The following is a 20,996-nucleotide window of genomic DNA, read 5'->3' on the forward strand; positions in this document are numbered from 1 at the left end:
CGAGGGGGTCATGACAGATCGACCACTTCCAGCGTCGCGGCACTGACGTCGCGCCCGATGGCCGCCAGCACGTCGGCGGGCACCTGACGGTCCAGGCGCAGCATGATCGTCGCGCCCTCGCCGTCGGTGTCCTGGCTGAGCTGTGCGGCAAGGATGTTCGCCCCCGCGCCGCCGAGCAACGTGCCGATCTTGCCGAGTGCGCCGGGCTGATCGTCGTAGTTGATGATCAGGTTGACACCCTCGGCGCGCAGTTCCAGGTTGCGCCCGTTGATCTGGACGATCTTCTCGACCAGCTGCGGTCCGGTCAGGGTGCCCGCCACGTTCACCGTGGAGCCGTCCGCGCCCACCGCGCGCACGTCGACCATGCTGCGGTGGTTCGGGCTCTCCGAGGCGGTGGAGATCGACGCCTCCACTCCGCGCTCGGTTGCCAGCGCGGGCGCGTTGACGAACGTGACCTGTTCCTCGATCACCGCGGAGAACAGGCCACGCAGGGCGGAGAGCTTGAGCACCTCGACCTCTTCGCTCGCGAGCTCACCCTCCACCTGTACCGACAGCGACACCGGCGGCTCGCTCGACAACACCCCGACCAGCAGGCCCAGCTTGCGGACCAGGTCGAGCCAGGGCGCCACCTCTTCACCGACGACGCCCCCGCCGACGTTGACGGCGTCGGGTACGAACTCCCCCGCCAGCGCGAGCCTCACGCTGGCCGCGACATCGGTGCCCGCCCGGTCCTGCGCCTCGGCGGTGGACGCGCCCAGGTGCGGCGTCACCACCACCTGCGGGAGGTCGAACAGCGGACTGTCGGTGCAGGGCTCGGTGGAGAAGACGTCCAGACCCGCGCCGCGGACGTGGCCGCTGCTGATGGCGTCGGCGAGCGCTTGCTCGTCGATCAGCCCGCCGCGGGCCGCGTTGACGATGATGACGCCGGGCTTGACCTTGGCCAGCGCCTCCTTGCCGATCAGCCCCGCCGTCTCCTTGGTCTTGGGAAGGTGCACCGAGATGAAGTCGGCGCGGCCGAGGAGTTCGTCGAGCGTCAACAGCTCGATGCCCAGCTGCGCGGCACGCGCGTGCGACACGTACGGGTCGTAGGCGGTGATGTGCGCCCCGAACGCGGCCAGCCGCTGAGCCACCAGCTGGCCGATGCGGCCGAGACCGACGACGCCGACGGTCTTGCCGAAGATCTCCGTACCGGAGAACGACGACCGCTTCCAGGTGCGCTCACGCAGCGTGGTGTCGGCTGCGGGGATCTGGCGCGCGGCCGACAGCAGCAGCGCCAGCGCGTGCTCGGCGGCGCTGTGGATGTTCGACGTGGGCGCGTTGACGACCAGGACGCCGCGCGCCGTGGCAGCGTCCACGTCGACGTTGTCCAGGCCGACACCCGCACGGGCGACGATCTTGAGCTTCGGTGCCGCCGCGAGGACCTCGGCGTCGACGGTGGTCGCCGACCGCACCAGCAGCGCGTCTGCGTCAGCAACCGCGGCCAGCAGCTTTTCCCGGTCGGGTCCGTCGACCCAACGGACTTCGACCTGGTCGCCGAGCGCTTCCACGGTCGACTCGGCCAGCTTGTCGGCGATCAGTACCACAGGCAGACTCACGCGGACAGCCTAATGGGCTGTGAAGGTCGGGCAGCGGGCGGGAGAATGGCACGCGTGGACATCACCGTCGTCGGCAGCGGGCCCAACGGCCTGGCCGCCGCTGTCATCTGCGCGAGAGCAGGCCTTTCCGTTCAAGTCATCGAAGCCCAGCCCACACCCGGCGGCGGCGCGCGCACGCTTGGAGACCCGGAGTTCGCGGGCGTCTCTCACGACATCTGCTCGGCGGTGCATCCGCTGGCGTTGGCGTCTCCGTTCTTCGCCGAGTTCGATCTGCCCGCACGGGGGGTGACGCTGGCGGTTCCCGACGTGTCGTACGGCAACCCGCTGCCGGGCCGGGCCGCGGCGATCGGCTACCGCGACATCGGGCGCACCTGCGCCGAACTCGACGACGGCGCCTCGTGGCGCCGACTGCTGGGTCCGCTGTCGGCGGACTGCGACGGCGTCGTCGGGTTGCTTCTCGGCGACAAGCGTTCGATCCCGCCGAGCATCCCAGCGGCGCTGCGGGTCGCGCCGCGGCTACTGGCCCAGGGCACCCCGGCATGGGGCACCCTCGCCGGCGAGGACGCCCGGGCATTGTTCACCGGCGTTGCGGCACACACGATCTCGCGGATGCCCTCACTGGTGGCCTCGGGCGCGGGCCTGATGCTGGCGACGCTCGCGCATGCGGTGGGCTGGCCGATCCCCGTCGGCGGCTCGCAGGCCATCCCCGACGCCCTGCTCGCCGACCTGCAGGCACACGGCGGGAAACTCGTCCTCGGCGAGGAGGTCACCACACCTCCCTCCGGGGTGGTGCTCTACGACACCGCACCCACCGCACTGCTGCGTTTGTACGGCGACAAGCTGCCGTCGCGCTACGCAGCCACGCTCCGCCGCTACCGGTACGGGCCGGGGGTGGCAAAAGTCGACTTCGTCCTCTCCGGTGAGATCCCTTGGCAGGATCCACGTTTGGCGCAGGCTCCGACGCTGCACCTCGGTGGCGACCGAACCATGATGGCGCGGGCCGAGCAGGAGATCGCCGAGGGCCGACATCCGGAGTGGCCGATGGTGCTCGCCGCGCTGCCCCACCTGGCCGATCCCGGCCGGATCGACGCGCACGGCCGGCGGCCGCTGTGGAGCTACGCCCACGTTCCGCACGGCTCGAAGGTGGACATGGCCGAGACGATCACCGGCATCTTCGAACGCTTCGCCCCCGGCTTCCGGGATCTGGTGGTGGGCGTGCGCAGCGTGCCCGCGGCCCATCTGGCGGACCACAACGCCAACCTCGTCGGCGGCGACATCGGGGTGGGCGGCAACAACATGGTCAGCGCGCTCACCGGCCCGGCGCTGCGCTGGAATCCGTGGTCGACGCCGATTCCCAAGGCCTACCTGTGTTCCTCGGCCGCGCCGCCGGGCGGCGGTGTCCACGGGATGGCGGGGTTCTACGCCGCCCGCACGGTCCTGCGGCGCGAGTTCGGCATCAAGGACATGCCGTCACTGTCGCCCTAGACCGTCGCAACCGTGTTCCGGCAGGGCGCGATCCTCAAGGAGCGAGCACCGCCTCGCCGGGCGGCGGGCCCACTGGGCCTGCCGGAGGCGGCATCCACAGTGTCATCCCGTAGTCCGGCATCGGGGGCGGTGCCTGCGTGGCCACCGTCGCCGGCGGACCGACCACCCCGCCAGGCGGTGGCGGTGGCGGCGGCGTCTCTGGTTGCTCCAGGGTGTTGTTGGAGGTCTCGTACGTGTATCTGCCGTCTGTGTAATGGTCGCAGTGTTTGACACCGTTGATGTCCAGGTAGCAGCACCTGGAGTAACTGTGTTCGCCATCGGTGACGATGGTGTACTGGCCGCCGGCGTCGTCGCATTCGCTCTTTATCGTCGATTCTGGGATCGCGTTGCCTGCAGGCGCGGTCAACATCATCGCGCCCGCTGCGAGGGCGCCGGCAGCGACGAGGCGGGCGGCGGGCATGAGCGGCAGGCGCGTGGATCCCTGGGATGTCATGAGCACTCCCCGGCGGTGAGCGGTTGTGGCCTGACGCCGATCGCCGAATTTGACGGGAGGTCACCAGGACTCGGGTCCTGGATAGGGCCTACTATCCGCCGATCCCCAGCCGCTGTCCAGACCCTGAAACGACTTCGGTGTAGTTGGTCACGCCCAACGCGACCAACTACACCGAAATCCCTTGGTAACTAAGCTGTTTCGGTGATCGGGCGATCTACCCAGCTCATCAGGTCCCGCAGCTTCTTGCCGGTGACCTCGATCGGGTGCTCGGCGTTCTCCTTACGCAGCTGCTCGAGCTCCTTGTTGCCGCCCTCGACATTGGCGACCAGGCGCTTGACGAAGGTGCCGTCCTGGATGTCGCCGAGGATCTGCTTCATCCGCTTCTTGGTGTCGGCGTCGATGACCCGCGGCCCGGACAGGTAGCCACCGAACTCGGCGGTGTCGGACACCGAGTAGTTCATCCGCGCGATGCCGCCCTCGTACATCAGGTCGACGATCAGCTTGAGCTCGTGCAACACCTCGAAGTAGGCGAGCTCGGGAGCGTAACCGGCCTCGACCATGACCTCGAAGCCGGTCTTGACGAGTTCCTCGGTGCCACCGCACAACACGGCCTGCTCACCGAACAGGTCGGTCTCGGTCTCGTCCTTGAACGTGGTCTTGATGACGCCGGCGCGGGTGCCGCCGATGCCTTTGGCGTAGGACAGCGCCAGCGCCTGGCCCTCGCCCTTCGGGTCCTGGTCGACGGCGATCAGGCACGGCACGCCCTTGCCGTCGACGAACTGCCTGCGCACCAGGTGCCCTGGACCCTTAGGGGCGACCATGCCGATCGTGACGTTGGCCGGGGGCTTGATCAGGTCGAAGTGGATGTTGAGGCCGTGACCGAAGAACAGCGCGTCGCCGTCGTTGAGGTTGGGCTCGATGTCATTCTTGAAGATGTCGGCCTGTGCGGTGTCGGGCGCGAGCAGCATGATCACGTCGGCCCACTTGGCCACCTCTGCGGGGGTGTCGACCTCGAGGCCCTGCTCGGTGACCTTCTCGCGCGACTTCGAGCCCTCTTTGAGGCCGACCTTCACCGCGACGCCCGAGTCGCGCAGGCTCAGCGAATGCGCGTGGCCCTGGCTGCCGTAGCCGATGACGCCGACCTTGCGGCCCTGGATGATCGACAGGTCCGCGTCGTCGTCATAGAACATCTCAACTGCCATCTTTTTCAATCTTCCTTCTGTTCTTTGCTATTCGGGGTATTACTTGGACGTGCTGATGCCGCGGGGCCCTCGGGACAGCGAGACCACACCGGATTGGACTATCTCCCGGATCCCGTAGGGCTCCAGAACCCGAAGCAGCGCTTCGAGCTTCTCGGGGGTGCCGGTGGCCTCGACGGTCAGCGACTCGTTGGAGACGTCGACGACCTTGGCGCGGAACAGGTTCACCGCTTCGATGACCTGGCTACGGGTGGCGGCGTCGGTGCGGACCTTGATCAGCGCGAGTTCGCGGGCGACGGAATTGCTGTCGTCCTGCTCGACGATCTTGATCACGTTGATCAGCTTGTTGAGCTGCTTGGTGATCTGCTCCAGCGGAGAGTCCTCGACATCGACCACGATGGTCATCCGGGACAGGTCCTTGTGTTCGGTCGCGCCGACGGCCAACGATTGGATGTTATAGCCGCGCCGGGAGAACAGTGAGGCGACGCGGGCCAGGACGCCTGGCTTGTCCTCGACGAGCACCGACAACGTGTGCGTGCGCGGGGTTCCCTGGCTGCTCATGCGTGTCCCTCTTCCGGATCGTCGAACAACGGCCGGATACCGCGCGCCGCCTGGATCTCGTCGTTGCTGGTGCCTGCGGCGACCATCGGCCACACCTGGGCGTCGGCGCCGACGATGAAGTCGATCACCACCGGGCGGTCGTTGATCGCCCTGGCCTGAGCGATGACCTCGGCCACGTCTTCGGCACGCTCACAACGCAATCCGACGCAACCCAGCGCCTCGGCCAGCTTGACGAAGTCCGGGATGCGACGCGAGTGCGTCGCCAGATCCGTCTGGCTGTACCGCTCCTCGTAGAACAGCGTCTGCCACTGGCGCACCATGCCGAGGTTTCCGTTGTTGATCAGCGCGACCTTGATGGGGACGCCCTCGATCGCACAGGTGGCCAGTTCCTGGTTGGTCATCTGGAAGCATCCGTCGCCGTCGATGGCCCACACCTCGGCTTCGGGACGTCCCATCTTGGCGCCCATGGCCGCGGGAATCGCGAAGCCCATCGTGCCGAGTCCGCCCGAGTTGATCCACGTCTTCGGGTTCTCGTAGGAGATGAACTGGGCCGCCCACATCTGGTGCTGACCCACGCCCGCGACGTAGACGGCGTCGGAGCCCGCGATCTTGCCGAGGCTCTCGATCACGTACTCCGGCGACAGGCTGCCGTCACTCTGCGGCCCGTAGCTCAACGGGAAGGTCGACTGGATGCCGCGCAGGTACTCCCACCAGTTGTCGATCTTCATCGAGTCCAGCGGCCCGCCGGCATCCTTGCGCAGCGCCTCGATCAGGTCCGTGATGACCGCCTTGACGTCGCCCACGATCGGCACGTCGGCATGCCGGTTCTTGCCGATCTCGGCGGGATCGATGTCGGCGTGGATCACCTTGGCCTCCGGGGCGAAGGAGTCCAGCTTGCCGGTCACCCGGTCGTCGAAGCGGGTGCCGAGAGCGATCAGCAGGTCGCTGCGCTGCAGCGCGGCCACCGCCGAAACGGTGCCGTGCATCCCGGGCATGCCCAGGTTCTGCGGGTGACTGTCGGGGAACGCCCCGCGAGCCATCAGCGTGGTGACGACGGGGATCCCGGTCAGCTCCGCCAGGTCGAGCAGCTGGTCGCTGGCCTCACCGCGGATGACGCCGCCACCGACGTAGAGCACCGGCTTGCGCGCCGCGGCGATGAGCTTGGCGGCCTCGCGGATCTGCCGGTTGTGCGGCTTCGTGTTGGGCTTGTAGCCGGGCAGGTCGATCTGCGGCGGCCAGGCGAACGTGCACTGGCCCTGCAACACGTCTTTCGGGATGTCGACGAGCACCGGTCCCGGTCGACCGCTGGCCGCGATGTGGAACGCCTCGGCCATCACCCGCGCGATGTCGTCACCGTTGCGGACCAGGAAGTTGTGCTTGGTGACCGGCATCGTGATGCCGGAGATGTCGGCCTCCTGGAACGCGTCGGTGCCGATCAGTGCGCGCCCGACCTGCCCGGTGATCGCCACCATCGGTATCGAGTCCATGTACGCGTCGGCCAGCGGCGTCACCAGGTTGGTGGCCCCTGGGCCCGATGTCGCCATGCACACTCCCACCCGGCCGGTGGCATGTGCGTAACCGCTGGCGGCGTGGCCGCCGCCCTGCTCGTGGCGGACCAGGACGTGGCGCAACTTCTGGGAGTCGAACAGCGGGTCGTAGACCGGCAGGACGGCACCGCCGGGGATTCCGAAGATGACGTCGACATCCAGCTCCTCGAGCGACCGGATCACGGCCTGGGCTCCGGTGAGCTGTTGGGGGGCAACCCGTTTCGGTTGGGCGGGAGCCGTGTGCGGGGTCGGCTTCGCGGGAGCCGACGCAGTGTGACCCCCGGCCGCCGGGGTCGCCGGCTGCTGGGGTGGTCGCGTAGTGGGAGCGCTCACTGTGTTCCTTCGGTCTTCAGGGTCTCAATCGGTGTCGGGGCAAGAAAAAACCCCCGTCAGCCCGGGTGGCTGTCGAGGGTTGCGCGTCGATGCTTGGTTGCTATGCCCGGGTGGGGGCTAGCGCGGCATCAACGCGCAACCCAATTACTACGACCGACGTCGGCGCCGTAGCGCCTCCGACGAGCAATCCCGAGGTCTGCATAGCAGTCGACGGTAGCCGCCGAACTGGTCAAAGGTCAAATCTCCTCGCGCCGACGAACGCTTGCGTGAGGAGCAAACTGCGCCGACGAACGCTTGCGTGAGGAGCAAACTGCCGGTGGAATGCTGCCGATGGAATGATGGGCGCCATGGGTTCCCCCTCAGCCCCGGAGTCGACCCCGGTCGTCATCAGGATCTCACCGATGGCGCACCTGGCCGTCGCCCTACTGGCGTTCGCGATGCTCTCGGTGGTGTTCGCCGGGCCCGGCTGGTGGGCGTTGCTGCTCGTCATCCCGGTGATGCTGTCGCTGGTCATCGTTCGCTACCGGACCACCGCGGACCGCGAAACGGTGACCGCGCGCACGCTGCTGGGCAGCGAAAAGCTCCGCTGGGACGACATCGACGGCCTGCGCTTCGGCCGGCGGGCATGGGCGGTGGCGCGGCGCCGCGACGGAACCGAGATATCACTTCCTGCAGTGACGTTCGCGACGCTGCCGCTGCTGGCCGCCGCGAGCGGCGGACGGGTACCCAACCCGTACGACTAGACGGGTGCGATCACGCCAGCGGGTTGGCGCCGTTGAGGAAGACCCAGATCGCGACGCCCGCGCCCACGCCGAGGATCAGCGCGGCGAACGAGCCGACGAACGGCCGACGGGACCAGCCGCGGCCGGCGTCCAGGCCGTAACGGCCGGGCCCGATCAGGACGATCGCCGCGACCGCGCACACCAGGATGAGTTGGTACTGGTGACCGTCGGTGAGGAAGTCGGACAGCCTGGCCTCGTCGCGGGCGGTGGCCACCTCCACCAGCAGCGCGGTGACCAGGTATGCCAGCGCCCCCGCCGCCGCGATCGGCGTGAACAGGCCCAGTACCAGCAGCACCCCGGCGGCGATCTGTCCGCCCGCGGCGACATAGGTCAGGATGTCGGCGTGCTGGAAGCCCCACTCGTTCAGTGAGTCCCGGAACCCTCCGAGACCGGGACCGCCCCACAAGCCGAACACCTTCTGCAGGCCGTGGCCGATGAGCAGGACCCCGACGGCCACCCGGAGCAACAGCAGCCCGAGATCCTGGGTGCCCCGGCGCTCCCCGTCGAACCGGCGGTCGGCATCGTGGACCCCGACCTCGGTGGGAGCGGCCGACGCCCCGTACGCGCCGGGTGCCAGGCCGGCGCTCGGTTGCACGTACGGCAGCGGATCGGGGTCGCTCATCAGTCCGAACGGATGTTCGCTCGCCGGCTTGGACGCGTCGTAGCGCGGGATCGCGGTGGTTTCGAAGTCACCGCCGTAGTGCGCAGCAGGCAGGTCGTCCTCGGGATCCACCAGGCTCGCCGACGCGGGCCGACCGCCCGAATCGTCGGGCCGCTGCCACGGGCCTGGGTCTTGGGGACTGGTCACGAGTGCCAGGGTAAGTGCTAGTCACGCCCGAATCGGGAATTGCCACGGCGCGTTGAGCCTGTTTGTGCTGGGCCGCGCCGGGCGGACCGGGGAGCGCGTGGCGCGTACCGCCCGACAATCCGTAACCTGGCCTGCATGAGTCAGCGCCGGCCGTTGGGGGCAGTCGTCGTCGTGCTGTGCGCGGCATTGCTCGCCGGTGCCGGCTGCGCCCGGTTCGATTCGGCGCAGTCGCAGCCGTTCACCACCGAGCCCAAGCTCGCGCCGGGGCCGACGTCGACCCCGCCACCGCCTCCGCCGCTGCCCGCGAAGCCGTTCCCCAAGGAATGCCCGGCACCCGGGGTCATGCAGGGCTGCCTGGAGAGCACCAGCGGCTTGATCATGTTGCCCGACAGCCAGTCCGCCCTGGTCGCCGAGCGCACCACGGGAGCGGTCAAGCAGGTGTCCGTCCGCGCCGAGCCGACGGTCAAGACCGTCATCCCCGTCGATCCCACCGGCGACGGCGGCCTGATGGACATCATCCTGTCGCCGACGTACTCCCAGGACCGGCTGATGTACGCCTACATCAGCACCCCGACCGACAACCGGGTCGTCCGCATCGCCGACGGCGATGTCCCCAAGCCGATTCTGACCGGCATCCCCAAGGGCGCCGGCGGCAACACCGGTTCGCTGATCTTCACCAGCCCGACGACGCTGGTGGTGCAGACCGGTGATGCGGGCGATCCCGGCCTGGCCTCGGATCCCGGGTCGACGGCAGGCAAGCTGCTGCGCATCGAGCAGCCGACGACCGTCGACCAGGCCCCCACGACGACCGCGATGTCCGGCCTCGGCCCGGGCGGCGGGATGTGCATCGACCCGTCCGACGGCGCCCTCTATGTCACCGATCGCACGCCCACCGCCGACCGCCTGCAGCGCATGAGCAAGGACTCGAAGGTGTCGACGGTGTGGAGCTGGCCCGACCGTCCCGGCGTGGCCGGCTGCGCCGCACTGGACGGCACCGTGCTGGTCAACCTCGTGGACACCAAGCAGACGGTCGCGGTGCGGATGGCGCCCGACACCGGGGCCGTGACCGGCGAGCCCGAGGTGGTCCGCCAGGACCAGCACGGGCACGCGTGGGCGCTGCAGGTGTCACCGGACGGCAACGTCTGGGGCGCCACCGTCAACAAGACCGCAGGCGACGCGATGAACCTCGACGACGTGGTGTTCCCGCTTTTCCCGCAGGGTGGCGGCTTCCCGCGCACCAACGCCGACAACACCTGACCTAACTCGGACCCGATCCCCGTAGGCGCAGTATCAGCCGCGTCCCGCCCATCGGGCTGACCTCGAGCGCCGCGGTGCCGCCGTGGATCTCGGCCTGTTGCGCCACCAGCGCCAGCCCCAGCCCCGATCCCGACCTCGACGCGGTGGTGCCGCGGTGGAACCGCTCGAAAACCTCGGCCCGCTCCTCCTCCGGCACCCCGGAGCCGTTGTCATCGACGGCGATCTCGACGCCCGCCGACGAACTGACCACGCTCAGCCGAACCTGTGTCGCGCCACCGTGTTTGACGGCGTTGGCGATGGCGTTATCGATGACCAGCCGCAGTCCCGCGGGCATCCCCAGCATCAGCACGGTCGTCGACGACGCCAGCGACACCTCCAGGCCCGGGTAGTTGTGCATGGCGTCGTGAGCCGCGCGGTCGAGGAGTTCGGCGACGTCGACGGGAACGAAGTCGTCGACGGTGGTCAGCTCCCCCTGCGCGAGCCGCTCCAACGCGGTCAGCGTCGCCTCGATCCTGGACTGGGTCCGCATCACGTCGCCGATGACCTCCTTGCGCTGCTCGACGCCGAGGTCGAGTGTCAACAGCACCTCGAGGTTGGTGCGCATCGCGGTCAGCGGGGTGCGCAGTTCGTGCGAGGCGACGGCGGCGAAGTCGCGCGCCGACTCCAGCGCCGCCCGGGTGCGCTGCTGCTCGTCCCCGATGCGCGCGAGCATCCCCTCCACCGCTTCGGAGATCTCGACCGCCTCCCACACCCCGCGCACCTGCACTTCGTCGGGGTTGGACTGCGCGTTGATGGCGCGGGCCTGCTGGGCGAGCAGCCGGAACGGGTTGACCATGATCAGCGCGATCACCCAGCCGACGAGCAGGGTGCCGACGATCACCCCGGCGCAGATCCAGAACACCCGCCAGTGCAGCGAATCGATGCGGGCCTGGGTCTCGGCGAGCGGCGCCCCGAGCGCGATCGACGCGCTTCCGGTGGTGATGGTGCGGACGCGGTACTCGACGCCCTCGATGGTGGTGTCGGCGTATCCGCTGGCGAGCTCCGGCAGCACGATGTCGGCGGGGATCGAGACGGTGGTGTCACCGAACCGCGCGGTGCGCACCAGACCGCCTTCGGTGGGCTCCGGGCCGACGCCCTCCTGCGCGCTGCGCAGGAGGGTGTTGACGTCGCCGAGGCTCGACAGCGAGTCCAGTCGCCGGTCCAGCTGGTCGTACTGGTCGTTGGTGACGCCGACCCACACCCAGACGCCGAGCGTCAGCACCAGGATGATCACCCCGAGCTGGGCGAGAATGACGATCGAGCGCAGCGACAGCAGTCGCAGTGGGTGCTGCAGGACGCGGAACACCAGGTCCTGGGGTCGCTTCATCGGCTAGCTACAGGCGGCCATGACGAGCTCACGTACCCGCGCGGCGTCGGCCTGCCCCTTGGTCGCCTTCATGACGGCGCCGACGATCGCGCCTGCGGCCTGGACCTTTCCGCCGCGGATCTTCTCCGCGACGTCGGGGTTGGCTGCCAGTGCCTCGTCGACGGCGGCCTGGATCAGTGAGTCGTCCCGCACGACAGCCAACCCGCGGTCTTTCATCACCTGCTCGGGTTCGCCCTCGCCTGCGAGCACACCCTCGACGACCTGACGGGCCAGCTTGTTGGACAGCTTGCCCTCCTCGACGAGCTTGACCACCGCGGCGACCTGGGCCGGCGTGATGGGCAAATCGGGCACCCCCACCCCAATTTCGTTGGCCTTCTGCACCAGGAAGTTCCCCCACCACGCCTTGGCCTGGTCGCTCGACGCGCCGTGCTCGACGGTCGCGGCGATCAGGTCGATGGCGCCGATGTTGACCAGATCGCGCATCACCTCGTCGGAGATACCCCATTCCTGCTGGATTCGGTTGCGCGTCAACCACGGAAGCTCGGGGATCGTCTGCCGCAGCTGCTCGACGTACTCCGCACTGGGGGCCACCGGCTCCAGGTCGGGCTCCGGGAAGTACCGGTAGTCCTGCGCGGTCTCCTTGCTGCGACCCGGTGAGGTGTACCCGTCCTCGTGGAAATGGCGGGTCTCCTGCACGATGGTGCCGCCGGACTTCAGAACCGCCGCCTGCCTGCGCATCTCGTAGCGCACCGCCACTTCCACACTCTTGAGGGAGTTGACGTTCTTGGTCTCGGTGCGGGTGCCGAACTCGGCCTGACCGATCGGCTTGAGGGAGACGTTCGAGTCGCAGCGCATCGAGCCCTGGTCCATGCGGACGTCGGAAACGCCCAAGGCGCGCAACATATCTCGCAGTGCCGTCACGTACGCGCGGGCGATCTCGGGGGCCCGCTCGCCTGCGCCCTCGATGGGACGGGTGACGATCTCGATCAGCGGCACGCCCGAACGGTTGTAGTCGATCAGCGACGTGGTCGCCCCCGCGATCCGCCCGGTATCGCTTCCCAGGTGGGTCAGCTTGCCGGTGTCCTCCTCCATGTGCGCGCGCTCGATCTCGACGCGCCAGGTGGTGCCGTCGTCGAGGGGGACCTCGAGGTAGCCGTTGATCGCGATCGGCTCGTCGTACTGCGAGATCTGGTAGTTCTTCGGCATGTCCGGATAGAAGTAGTTCTTCCTGGCGAACCGGCACCACGGCACGATCTCGCAGTTCAGCGCCAGGCCGATGCGGATGGCGGACTCGACGGCGACCTGGTTGAGCACCGGCAGCGATCCGGGCAGCCCCAGGCACACCGCGCACACCTGGGTGTTGGGTTCGTTGCCGAAGCTGTTCGCGCACCCGCAGAACATCTTGGTGTTGGTCGACAGCTCGACGTGGACCTCCAGGCCGAGCACCGGCTCGTAGGAGGCGATGACCTCGTCGTAGTCCAGCAGCTCGGCGGTGTCGACAGACATGCCCACGATCTTAGTGAGTGCCCTCAGCCGAAGAACTCGGCGGCGTCGTCGTAGCGGCTCTGCGGGACGAGCTTGAGATTGCGGGTGGCGTCGGCCAGCGACACCCGGCCGATGTCCTGGCCGCGCAGCGACACCATCATCCCGTACTCACCCGCGTGGGCGGCGTCCGCGGCGTTCACGCCAAACCTGGTGGCCAGCACGCGGTCATACGGCGTGGGGGTGCCGCCGCGTTGCACGTGCCCCAGCACGGTCACCCGCACTTCCTTGCTGATCCGCTTCTCGACCTCGACGGCGAGCTGCTGGGCGACGCCGGTGAAACGTTCGTGGCCGAACTCGTCGGTGCCGCCCTGCCGCAGCTGCATCGAGCCCTCGGCCGGCTTGGCGCCCTCGGCCACCACGCAGATGAAGTGCGAATCCCCGCGCACGAAGCGCTGTTTGACCAGACGGCACACCTCTTCGACGTCGAAGGGCTGCTCGGGGATCAGCGTCATGTGGGCACCGGAGGCCAGTCCGGCGTTCAGGGCGATCCAGCCGGCGTGGCGGCCCATCACCTCCACCAGCATCACCCGCTGGTGCGACTCGGCGGTGCTGTGCAACCGGTCGATGGCGTCGGTGGCGACGTGCAACGCGGTGTCGTGACCGAAAGTCACGTCGGTGCAGTCGATGTCGTTGTCGATCGTCTTGGGCACGCCGACGACGGGAACGTTCTCCTCGGACAGCCAGTTCGCCGCCGTCAGGGTGCCCTCGCCGCCGATCGGGATCAACACGTCGATCCCGTTGTCCTCCAGCGTCTGTTTGATCTGATCCAGACCGGCGCGCAACTTGTCCGGGTTGACCCGCGCGGTGCCGAGCATGGTGCCGCCCTTGGCCAGCAGTCGGTCGTTGCGGTCGTCGTTCTTGAGCTGGACACGGCGATCCTCCAGCAGGCCGCGCCAGCCGTCCTGGAAGCCCACCACCGACGAGCCGTACCGCACGTCGCACGTGCGGACCACGGCCCTGATCACAGCGTTCAGTCCGGGACAGTCACCACCGCCGGTCAGTACTCCGATACGCATGTGTCAGGCCCTCCTGCTCCTCGCGTCCGCAACCATCCTCCCCTGTTACAGCGCCGTCGGCAGAGGACCGCGTGCGGCCTCGTAGGCCGCACCCACCCGGTAGAGCCGGTCATCGGCCAGCGCCGGGGCCATGATCTGCAGTCCGACGGGCAGGTTGTCGTCCGCCGACAGTCCTGACGGTACTGACATTCCGCAGTGTCCGGCGAGGTTCAGCGGCAATGTGCACAGGTCGAACAGGTACATCGACAGCGGGTCGTCGACCTTCTCGCCCAGCCGGAACGCCGTCGTGGGCGTCGTGGGTGACACCAGCACGTCGACGCTGCGGTAGGCCTCGTCGAGATCCCGCGCGATCAGGGTGCGCACCTTCTGGGCCTGGTTGTAGTACGCGTCGTAATAGCCGGCGGACAACGCATACGCGCCGATCATGATCCGGCGTTTGACCTCGGGGCCGAAACCGGCGGCCCGGGTCAGCGCCATCACCTCTTCGGCACTGTGGGTGCCGTCGTCGCCGGCCCGCAGGCCGTACCGCATACCGTCGAACTTCGCCAGGTTCGACGACACCTCCGACGGAAGGATCAGGTAGTACGACGCCAGCGAGTAGTCGATGTGCGGACAGTCCACCTCGGTGACCTGCGCGCCGAGCGCGGTGAGCTGTTCGACCGCGGCGTTGAAGGAGTCCAGCACCCCCGGTTGATAGCCCTCGCCGCGGTGCAGCTGGCTGATCACACCGACCTTGACACCGCTCAGGTCGCCGCTTGCACCGGCCCTGGCCGCGCCGACGACATCGGGAACGGCGGCGTCGATCGACGTCGAGTCACACGGGTCGTGCCCGGCGACGACCGCGTGCAGCAGCGCGGTGTCCAGCACCGTGCGCGCGCACGGTCCACCCTGATCCAGCGATGAGGCGCAGGCGATCAGCCCGTACCGGGACACCGTGCCGTAAGTGGGCTTCACACCGACCGTCGCGGTCAGTGCCGCAGGCTGCCGGATCGACCCGCCGGTGTCCGATCCGATGGCCAGCGGAGCCTGGAAGGCGGCCAGCGCCGCGGCGCTCCCGCCGCCCGACCCTCCGGGCACCCGGTCGACGTCCCACGGGTTGCGGGTCGGACCGAACGCCGAGTTCTCGGTGGACGACCCCATCGCGAATTCGTCCATGTTCGTCTTGCCGAGGATCGGGATGCCCGCGGCGCGCAGCCGGGCGGTGACGGTGGCGTCGTAGGGCGACATCCAGCCCTCGAGGATCTTCGACCCGCACGTCGTGGGCATGTCGGTGGTGGTGAACACGTCCTTGAGCGCCAGCGGGACACCGGCCAGCGGCGACGGCAGCGGTTCCCCGGCGGCGACGGCGGCGTCGACGGCCGCCGCGGTGCCCAGCGCCTGATCGGCCGCGACATGGAGGAAGGCGTGATATTCGCCGTCGGTGGCGGCGATCTGGTCCAGACACGCCTGCGTCACCTCCGTCGAGGACACCTCCTTGGCCGCGATCTTCGCGCTCAACGTCGCGGCGTCGAGCCTGGTCAGCTGGGTCACTCCGCTTCTCCCAGAATCCTCGGGACCGCGAACCGGTCCTCGGCCGACTTCGGCGCGGCGGCCAGGGCCTGCTCCTGGGTCAGGGATGGCCGGACCACGTCCGGCCGGAACACGTTGACGTCCTTCAAGGGGTTGCCGGTGGCCTCGACCCCGGTGACGTCGACCGCCTGGATCTGACTGACATGACCGAGGATGGCGTCGAGTTGGCCGGCGAAGCTGTCGAGTTCACCGTCGGTCAGGGCGAGCCGGGCGAGGCGTGCCAAGTGAGCAACCTCGTCTCGAGAGATTTGTGACACGACCACGAAGCCTAGTTCACCCGCCCGGCGGCGGGCCGCCCCATGTGCCCGGGGCGACCGCGCCCGAGTCGCCTGGCCACCGCACTCCGTGAAACAGTGTTGGCCGTGCCTTCGTATCTGCTGCGGGTCCAGCTAGAGGACAGGCCGGGCAGCCTCGGCGCTCTGGCCGTCGCCCTCGGCTCCGTGGGCGCCGACATCTTGTCCCTCGACGTGGTCGAGCGGCTCGCGGGCTATGCGATCGACGACTTGGTGGTCGAAATCCCCCCCGGGGTGATGCCCGACATGCTCATCACCGCCGCCGAGAAGCTCAACGGCGTCTACGTCGACAGCATCCGGCCGCACACCGGCCTTCTGGAAGCGCACCGGGAACTGGAGCTGATCGACCATGTCGCCGCCGTCGACGGCAAGCTCAAGAGGCTTCAGGTCCTCGTCGACGAAGCTCCCAAGGTGTTGCGCGTCGGATGGTGCACGGTGACCCAGCTGACCGGGTCCGGGCCGCGGCGGCTGGTGGGCAGCCCGGGAGCCCCCGAGACCCAGGCGGCCGACACGCCGTGGCTGCCGATCGATCACGCCGAGGCGCTCGACGCCACCGCCGATTGGGTGCCGCAGGTGTGGCGGGACATGGACACCACGCTGGCCGTCGCACCGCTGGGCGATCCGAGAACCGCGGTCGTACTGGGCCGTCCCGGCGGGCCCGCGTTCCGGCCGAGCGAGGTAGCGCGCCTGGGCTACCTCGCCGGGATCATCGCGACCATCACCGGTTGAGCACTACTCCCCCTCTGCCTCGGGGCCGTCGGCCAGCAGCCGGCGAAACCCGTCCTCGTCGAGGACGGGGACACCGAGCTCGATCGCCTTGTCGTACTTGGATCCCGGTGCGTCACCGGCGACCACGTACGCCGTCTTCTTCGACACCGAACTCGCCGCCTTGCCGCCGCGGGCGATGATGGCTTCCTTGGCATCGTCGCGCGAGAAGGCGGTGAGCGATCCGGTCACGACGATCGACAGGCCTTCCAGTGTGCGTTCGATGCTGGCGTCACGCTCGTCGGCCATCCGCACGCCCGCGTCGCGCCACTTGTCGACGATCGCGCGGTGCCAGTCGACGGTGAACCAGTCGATGACCGCCGCGGCGATCGTCGGACCCACCCCCTCGGTCGCGGCGAGCTGCTCTTCGGAGGCCGCCGTGATGGCCTCCAGGCTGCCGAACTCCGTGGCCAGCGCCCGCGCCGCGGTGGGCCCGACGTGCCGGATCGACAGGGCCACGAGGACTCGCCACAACGGTTGCGATTTCGCCTTGCCCAGGTTGGCGAGCAGCCGCTTGCCGTTGGCCGACACCTCGCCGGCCTTGGTGGTGAACAGCTCGGTGCGCAACAGGTCCTGGGCGGTGATGCCGAACAGGTCCCCTTCGTCGGTGATGACCCCGGCCTGCAGCAGGGCTGTCGCGGCTTCGTAGCCGAGCCCCTCGATGTCGAATGCGCCGCGCCCGGCCACGTGAAACACCCTCTCCCGCAACTGCGCCGGGCACGTACGGGAGTTGGGGCAGCGGATGTCGGCGTCGCCCTCCTTGGCCGGGGCGAGTTCGGTCCCGCACTCCGGACAGTGGGTGGGCATCACGAACTCGCGCTCGGAACCGTCGCGCAGATCGACGACCGGACCGAGGACTTCGGGGATGACGTCGCCTGCCTTGCGGATCACCACGGTGTCGCCGATCAGCACACCCTTGCGCTTGACCTCCGACGCGTTGTGCAGGGTGGCCAGCCCGACGGTCGACCCCGCGACCTTCACCGGCTCCATGTAGGCGAACGGCGTCACCCGTCCCGTCCGTCCCACGTTGACCCGGATGTCGAGCAGCTTCGTCGTGGCTTCCTCCGGCGGGTACTTGTAAGCGACTGCCCAGCGGGGTGCGCGCGATGTCGCGCCGAGCCGCCGCTGCAACGACACCTCGTCGACTTTCACCACGACCCCGTCGATTTCGTGGTCGACCTCATGGCGGTGCTCACCCCAGTACGCGATGCGTTCGGTGACCGCGTCGAGCCCTTGGACCTGCGCGGTGTGATGGGACACCGGCAGGCCCCACGCCTGGAGCGCCCGATAGGCATCGTGCAGCGTCTTGAACGAGGAACCCGCGGGGCCTTCGATGTGACCGAGGCCGTGGCAGATCATCCGCAGCCTGCGCCTCGCGGTGACCGCGGGGTTCTTCTGCCGCAGCGACCCCGCGGCACTGTTGCGCGGGTTGGCGAACGGCGGCTTGCCCTCGGCGACCAGGCCGGCGTTGAGCTCCTCGAAGTCGGCGACACGGAAGAAGACCTCGCCGCGCACTTCGAGCACCGACGGCAGCAAGAATTCCTCTGTGTCGGTGAGCTTTTCGGGTATGTCCTCGATGGTGCGCGCGTTGAGCGTGACGTCTTCGCCGGTGCGCCCGTCGCCGCGGGTGGCGGCACGGACCAGCTTCCCGTCGCGGTACACCAGCGCCAGCGCCACACCGTCGATCTTCAGTTCACACAGGTAGCGGGCATCGGGACCGATCTCACCCTTGATCCTGGCGGTCCAGGCGGCGAGTTCGTCCGGCGTGAACACGTTGTCCAGGCTCAGCATCCGCTCGAGGTGCTCCGCCGAGGTGAAATCGGTGGCGAAACCGGCACCGCCGACCAGCTGCGTGGGCGAGTCCGGCGTGCGTAACTCGGGGTTGGCGTCTTCGAGGGCCTGTAGCTCGCGCAGCATCTTGTCGAACTCGGCGTCGGAGACCACCGGGGCGTCACGGACGTAGTAGCGGAACTGGTGCCCCCGCACCTCGTCCGCGAGCTCCTGCCAGCGGCGACGCAGGTCGGCGTCGTGGGCGTCGTCAGCCTGCTCGGCCAGCACCGCCTCGGGATCCGTCGGGGTCGCCTCGGGGCGAGCGGAACGACGGGAGATGTCGGAGCGACTCACCCTGGTGAGGTTATCGGAGGCCACCGACGGGCGGATCGGGGTGTGATCCGCTGGCTACGCTGGCGCCATGGGCCATCCGATCATGTTTCGGGACGACGACGAGGGACTGGCCGAGGTCCGCGAGATCGCGCTCGGCTTTCCGGAGGCGTTCGAGAAGATCTCCTGGGGCCGCCCGGTGTTCTGCGCGCCGAAGATGTTCGCGATCTACGGCGGAAGCGTCAAGGGAGACACGAAAGGCCAGTACGTTCAGTACCCGCATTCGGTGCTGGTGAAGGTCGACGACAGCGACCGCAAGGCACTCGAGCAGGACGGGCGGTTCTTCTATCCCGCATACCTGGGGCCATTCGGCTGGCTCGGGCTGGACCTCACCGCTGCGCAGGTGGATTGGGACGAGGTGGTCGAGTTGGTCGACTCGTCGTTCCGGCTCGTCGCGCCGAAGAAATCGATCAAACAGCTCGACGAACGTCGTCCCGGCGGGCAGCAGGACGTGATTCGATCGGAGACGCCATGAGTTTCTCCAGCCCCTTCCCCGAAGTCGACATCCCCACCGCCAGCGTCTACGACTACCTCTTCGCAGGGTTGTCCGACGCCGAGGCCGACCGCGTCGCCCTGATCGACGCGAAGTCCGGCAGACAGACCACCTACCGCGAGTTGGTCTCCCGAATCGACACATTCGCCGGCGCGCTCGCGGACCGCGGCCTGGGCGTCGGTGACGTGGTCGGCCTGCTGGCCCCCAACAGTTCGGCGTTCGCCGTGGCCTTCCACGGCATCCTGCGGGCCGGGGCGACGGCGACGACGATCAACGCGCTGTTCACCGCGAAGGACATCGCCAAGCAGCTCACCGACTCCGGCGCGAAGATGCTGATAACCGTCACGCCCATGCTCGAGCAGGCCAAGGAGGCAGCGGCCGGTGCGGGCATCGCCGACGAGAACTTGGTGGTCCTCGACGGCGAAGGCCTCGACGCCGAGGGACACCCCAACGCCGCCGACCTCCTCGCCGCGGGAACGCCTGCGCCACAAGTGGACTTCGCGCCGTCGGCGCATCTTGCCGTGCTTCCCTACAGTTCCGGGACCACGGGCAATCCCAAAGGGGTGATGCTGACACACCGCAACCTGGTGGCCAACGTCGCGCAGATCCGCCCGTTGCACGGAATGGTGGCCGACGACGCGGTGCTGGCCGTCCTGCCCTTCTTTCACATCTACGGAATGACAGTGCTTCTCAACGCCGCGCTGCACGCCCGCGCGCGTCTGGTCATCATGCCGAGCTTCGACCTCGGCGAGTTCCTCGGCAACATCGCCGAACACAGGTGCACCATCGCATTCATCGCACCCCCGGTGGCGGTGGCGCTCGCAAAGCATCCGCTGGTGGACTCCCATGACCTTTCCTCGCTCAACGTGGTGATGTCGGGCGCCGCACCGCTGGACGCCGACCTCGGCCACGCCGTCGCGGGACGACTCGGCTGCAAGGTCGTCCAGGGCTACGGGATGAGTGAGCTCAGCCCCGTCAGCCACATCACCCCGTTCGACCGCGGCATACTCGACATGCACGATGAGGCGCCTCTGAGCTCGGTCGGCTGGACGGTCTCCAACGCCATGTCCAAGCTCGTCGACCCGGAGTCGGGAGACGAAATCGAGTTTCCCACAGAGGGTTTGAGCAGGACAGGCGAACTGTGGTTCAAGGGGCCCAACGTGATGACCGGCTATCTGAACAACGACGAGGCCACCAAATCCACCATCGACGACGAAGGCTGGCTGCACACCGGCGACCTCGCCCGGGTCGATGCGGCGGGCCGCGTGTACATCGTCGACCGACTGAAGGAGTTGATCAAGTACAAGGGCTACCAGGTGCCGCCCGCGGAGTCGGAGGCGGTACTGCTGGCGCATCCGCAGATCGCCGACGCCGCGGTGGTCGGCGTGCGGGACGCTGAGGGCGAGGAAGTGCCCAAGGCCTTCGTCGTGAAGCAGAAGAATGCCGAACTGACGGAGGCGGAAGTGATGGCGTTCGTCGCCGGCCAGGTCGCCCCCTATAAGAAGGTCCGGCAGGTCGAGTTCATCGACGCGGTCCCGAAGTCGGCGTCGGGCAAAATCCTGCGGAAGGATCTGCGCTCCGCGGGATAGTTGTCGGCGGGGTGTTCTAGCCTGGGTTCATGTTCGAATGTTTGTGCGACTCCTCACCTTGTTGTGGGGAGTTTCGGGCTGATTCCGCCGAGCATGAGGTAGATCATCGAGGTCAGTGATTTGGCGGTGTGATGGCCGTA

At 68.4% G+C, this 20,996-nt stretch carries 18 protein-coding genes; 6 read left to right on the top strand and 12 right to left on the bottom strand.

The window, feature by feature from the left end:
* Positions 1-8: 8 nt before the first annotated feature.
* Positions 9-1,595, bottom strand: coding sequence for a phosphoglycerate dehydrogenase (serA, locus tag H7I57_RS24575; protein WP_264026706.1), 1,587 nt, complete (start codon positions 1,593-1,595; stop codon positions 9-11).
* A gap of 54 nt (positions 1,596-1,649) precedes the next feature.
* Between serA and H7I57_RS24580 the strand changes: the two genes are divergently transcribed.
* The gene (locus H7I57_RS24580) at positions 1,650-3,080 is read left to right on the top strand and encodes a phytoene desaturase family protein (protein WP_264026708.1); all 1,431 of its coding nucleotides are present in this window, start codon (positions 1,650-1,652) and stop codon (positions 3,078-3,080) included.
* Positions 3,081-3,114: 34 nt separating this feature from the next.
* Here H7I57_RS24580 and H7I57_RS24585 read toward each other — a convergent pair whose 3' ends face one another.
* The 4 genes from H7I57_RS24585 to H7I57_RS24600 form a co-directional block, all read right to left on the bottom strand.
* Positions 3,115-3,573, bottom strand: coding sequence for a hypothetical protein (locus tag H7I57_RS24585; RefSeq protein ID WP_264026709.1), 459 nt, complete (start codon positions 3,571-3,573; stop codon positions 3,115-3,117).
* Positions 3,574-3,761: 188 nt separating this feature from the next.
* Positions 3,762-4,775 (bottom strand): ketol-acid reductoisomerase, encoded by a 1,014-nt coding sequence (gene ilvC / locus H7I57_RS24590; protein WP_275081657.1) that lies wholly within the window; start codon positions 4,773-4,775, stop codon positions 3,762-3,764.
* A gap of 39 nt (positions 4,776-4,814) precedes the next feature.
* The gene (ilvN, locus tag H7I57_RS24595) at positions 4,815-5,333 is read right to left on the bottom strand and encodes an acetolactate synthase small subunit (RefSeq protein ID WP_264026710.1); all 519 of its coding nucleotides are present in this window, start codon (positions 5,331-5,333) and stop codon (positions 4,815-4,817) included.
* Positions 5,330-7,213, bottom strand: a complete 1,884-nt coding sequence (locus H7I57_RS24600; RefSeq protein WP_264026711.1) for an acetolactate synthase large subunit — start codon at positions 7,211-7,213, stop codon at positions 5,330-5,332. The genes ilvN and H7I57_RS24600 overlap by 4 nt, the downstream gene beginning before the upstream one ends.
* Before the next feature lie 347 nt (positions 7,214-7,560).
* On the opposite strand from H7I57_RS24600, the gene H7I57_RS24605 reads away from it, so the two are divergent.
* A complete protein-coding gene (locus H7I57_RS24605) occupies positions 7,561-7,956 on the top strand; it encodes a PH domain-containing protein (RefSeq protein ID WP_264026712.1) in 396 nt (131 codons plus the stop codon).
* 10 nt (positions 7,957-7,966) lie between these two features.
* Here H7I57_RS24605 and H7I57_RS24610 read toward each other — a convergent pair whose 3' ends face one another.
* Positions 7,967-8,803, bottom strand: coding sequence for a DoxX family protein (locus tag H7I57_RS24610; RefSeq protein WP_264026713.1), 837 nt, complete (start codon positions 8,801-8,803; stop codon positions 7,967-7,969).
* 135 nt (positions 8,804-8,938) lie between these two features.
* On the opposite strand from H7I57_RS24610, the gene H7I57_RS24615 reads away from it, so the two are divergent.
* Positions 8,939-10,060 (top strand): PQQ-dependent sugar dehydrogenase, encoded by a 1,122-nt coding sequence (locus H7I57_RS24615; RefSeq protein ID WP_264026714.1) that lies wholly within the window; start codon positions 8,939-8,941, stop codon positions 10,058-10,060.
* Position 10,061: 1 nt separating this feature from the next.
* On the opposite strand, the gene H7I57_RS24620 is transcribed toward H7I57_RS24615, so the two are convergent.
* From H7I57_RS24620 to gatC, 5 genes are read right to left on the bottom strand one after another with little or no spacing between them, the layout of a single operon-like run.
* Entirely contained in the window at positions 10,062-11,426 is a 1,365-nt protein-coding gene (locus H7I57_RS24620) for a sensor histidine kinase (RefSeq protein WP_264026716.1), read from the bottom strand.
* 3 nt (positions 11,427-11,429) lie between these two features.
* The gene (gene gatB / locus H7I57_RS24625; protein WP_264026718.1) at positions 11,430-12,932 is read right to left on the bottom strand and encodes an Asp-tRNA(Asn)/Glu-tRNA(Gln) amidotransferase subunit GatB; all 1,503 of its coding nucleotides are present in this window, start codon (positions 12,930-12,932) and stop codon (positions 11,430-11,432) included.
* 23 nt (positions 12,933-12,955) lie between these two features.
* Positions 12,956-13,987, bottom strand: coding sequence for an ATP-dependent 6-phosphofructokinase (locus tag H7I57_RS24630; protein ID WP_264026719.1), 1,032 nt, complete (start codon positions 13,985-13,987; stop codon positions 12,956-12,958).
* Between the two features lie 45 nt (positions 13,988-14,032).
* On the bottom strand, positions 14,033-15,517 hold the full coding sequence (gatA, locus tag H7I57_RS24635; protein ID WP_264026720.1) for an Asp-tRNA(Asn)/Glu-tRNA(Gln) amidotransferase subunit GatA: 1,485 nt from the start codon (positions 15,515-15,517) through the stop codon (positions 14,033-14,035).
* Positions 15,514-15,813 (bottom strand): Asp-tRNA(Asn)/Glu-tRNA(Gln) amidotransferase subunit GatC, encoded by a 300-nt coding sequence (gatC, locus tag H7I57_RS24640; protein ID WP_264026721.1) that lies wholly within the window; start codon positions 15,811-15,813, stop codon positions 15,514-15,516. Before gatC ends, gatA begins: the two co-directional genes overlap by 4 nt.
* A gap of 96 nt (positions 15,814-15,909) precedes the next feature.
* Here gatC and H7I57_RS24645 point away from each other — a divergent pair, with 96 nt between their 5' ends.
* Positions 15,910-16,578: an ACT domain-containing protein gene (locus tag H7I57_RS24645; protein WP_308204401.1), complete on the top strand. Its 669-nt coding sequence runs from the start codon at positions 15,910-15,912 to the stop codon at positions 16,576-16,578.
* Positions 16,579-16,581: 3 nt separating this feature from the next.
* Here the strand turns inward: H7I57_RS24645 and ligA are convergent, their stop codons facing one another.
* Positions 16,582-18,672 (bottom strand): NAD-dependent DNA ligase LigA, encoded by a 2,091-nt coding sequence (ligA, locus tag H7I57_RS24650; protein WP_308204402.1) that lies wholly within the window; start codon positions 18,670-18,672, stop codon positions 16,582-16,584.
* Between the two features lie 133 nt (positions 18,673-18,805).
* Here ligA and H7I57_RS24655 point away from each other — a divergent pair, with 133 nt between their 5' ends.
* Both H7I57_RS24655 and H7I57_RS24660 read left to right on the top strand, forming a co-directional pair.
* Positions 18,806-19,249: an MmcQ/YjbR family DNA-binding protein gene (locus H7I57_RS24655; protein ID WP_264026724.1), complete on the top strand. Its 444-nt coding sequence runs from the start codon at positions 18,806-18,808 to the stop codon at positions 19,247-19,249.
* Positions 19,246-20,856 (top strand): 4-coumarate--CoA ligase family protein, encoded by a 1,611-nt coding sequence (locus tag H7I57_RS24660; protein ID WP_264026726.1) that lies wholly within the window; start codon positions 19,246-19,248, stop codon positions 20,854-20,856. The genes H7I57_RS24655 and H7I57_RS24660 overlap by 4 nt, the downstream gene beginning before the upstream one ends.
* The last annotated feature ends 140 nt before the right edge of the window (positions 20,857-20,996 follow it).

This window comes from Mycolicibacterium pyrenivorans (assembly GCF_025821625.1).
Taxonomy (GTDB): Bacteria; Actinomycetota; Actinomycetes; order Mycobacteriales; family Mycobacteriaceae; genus Mycobacterium; species Mycobacterium pyrenivorans.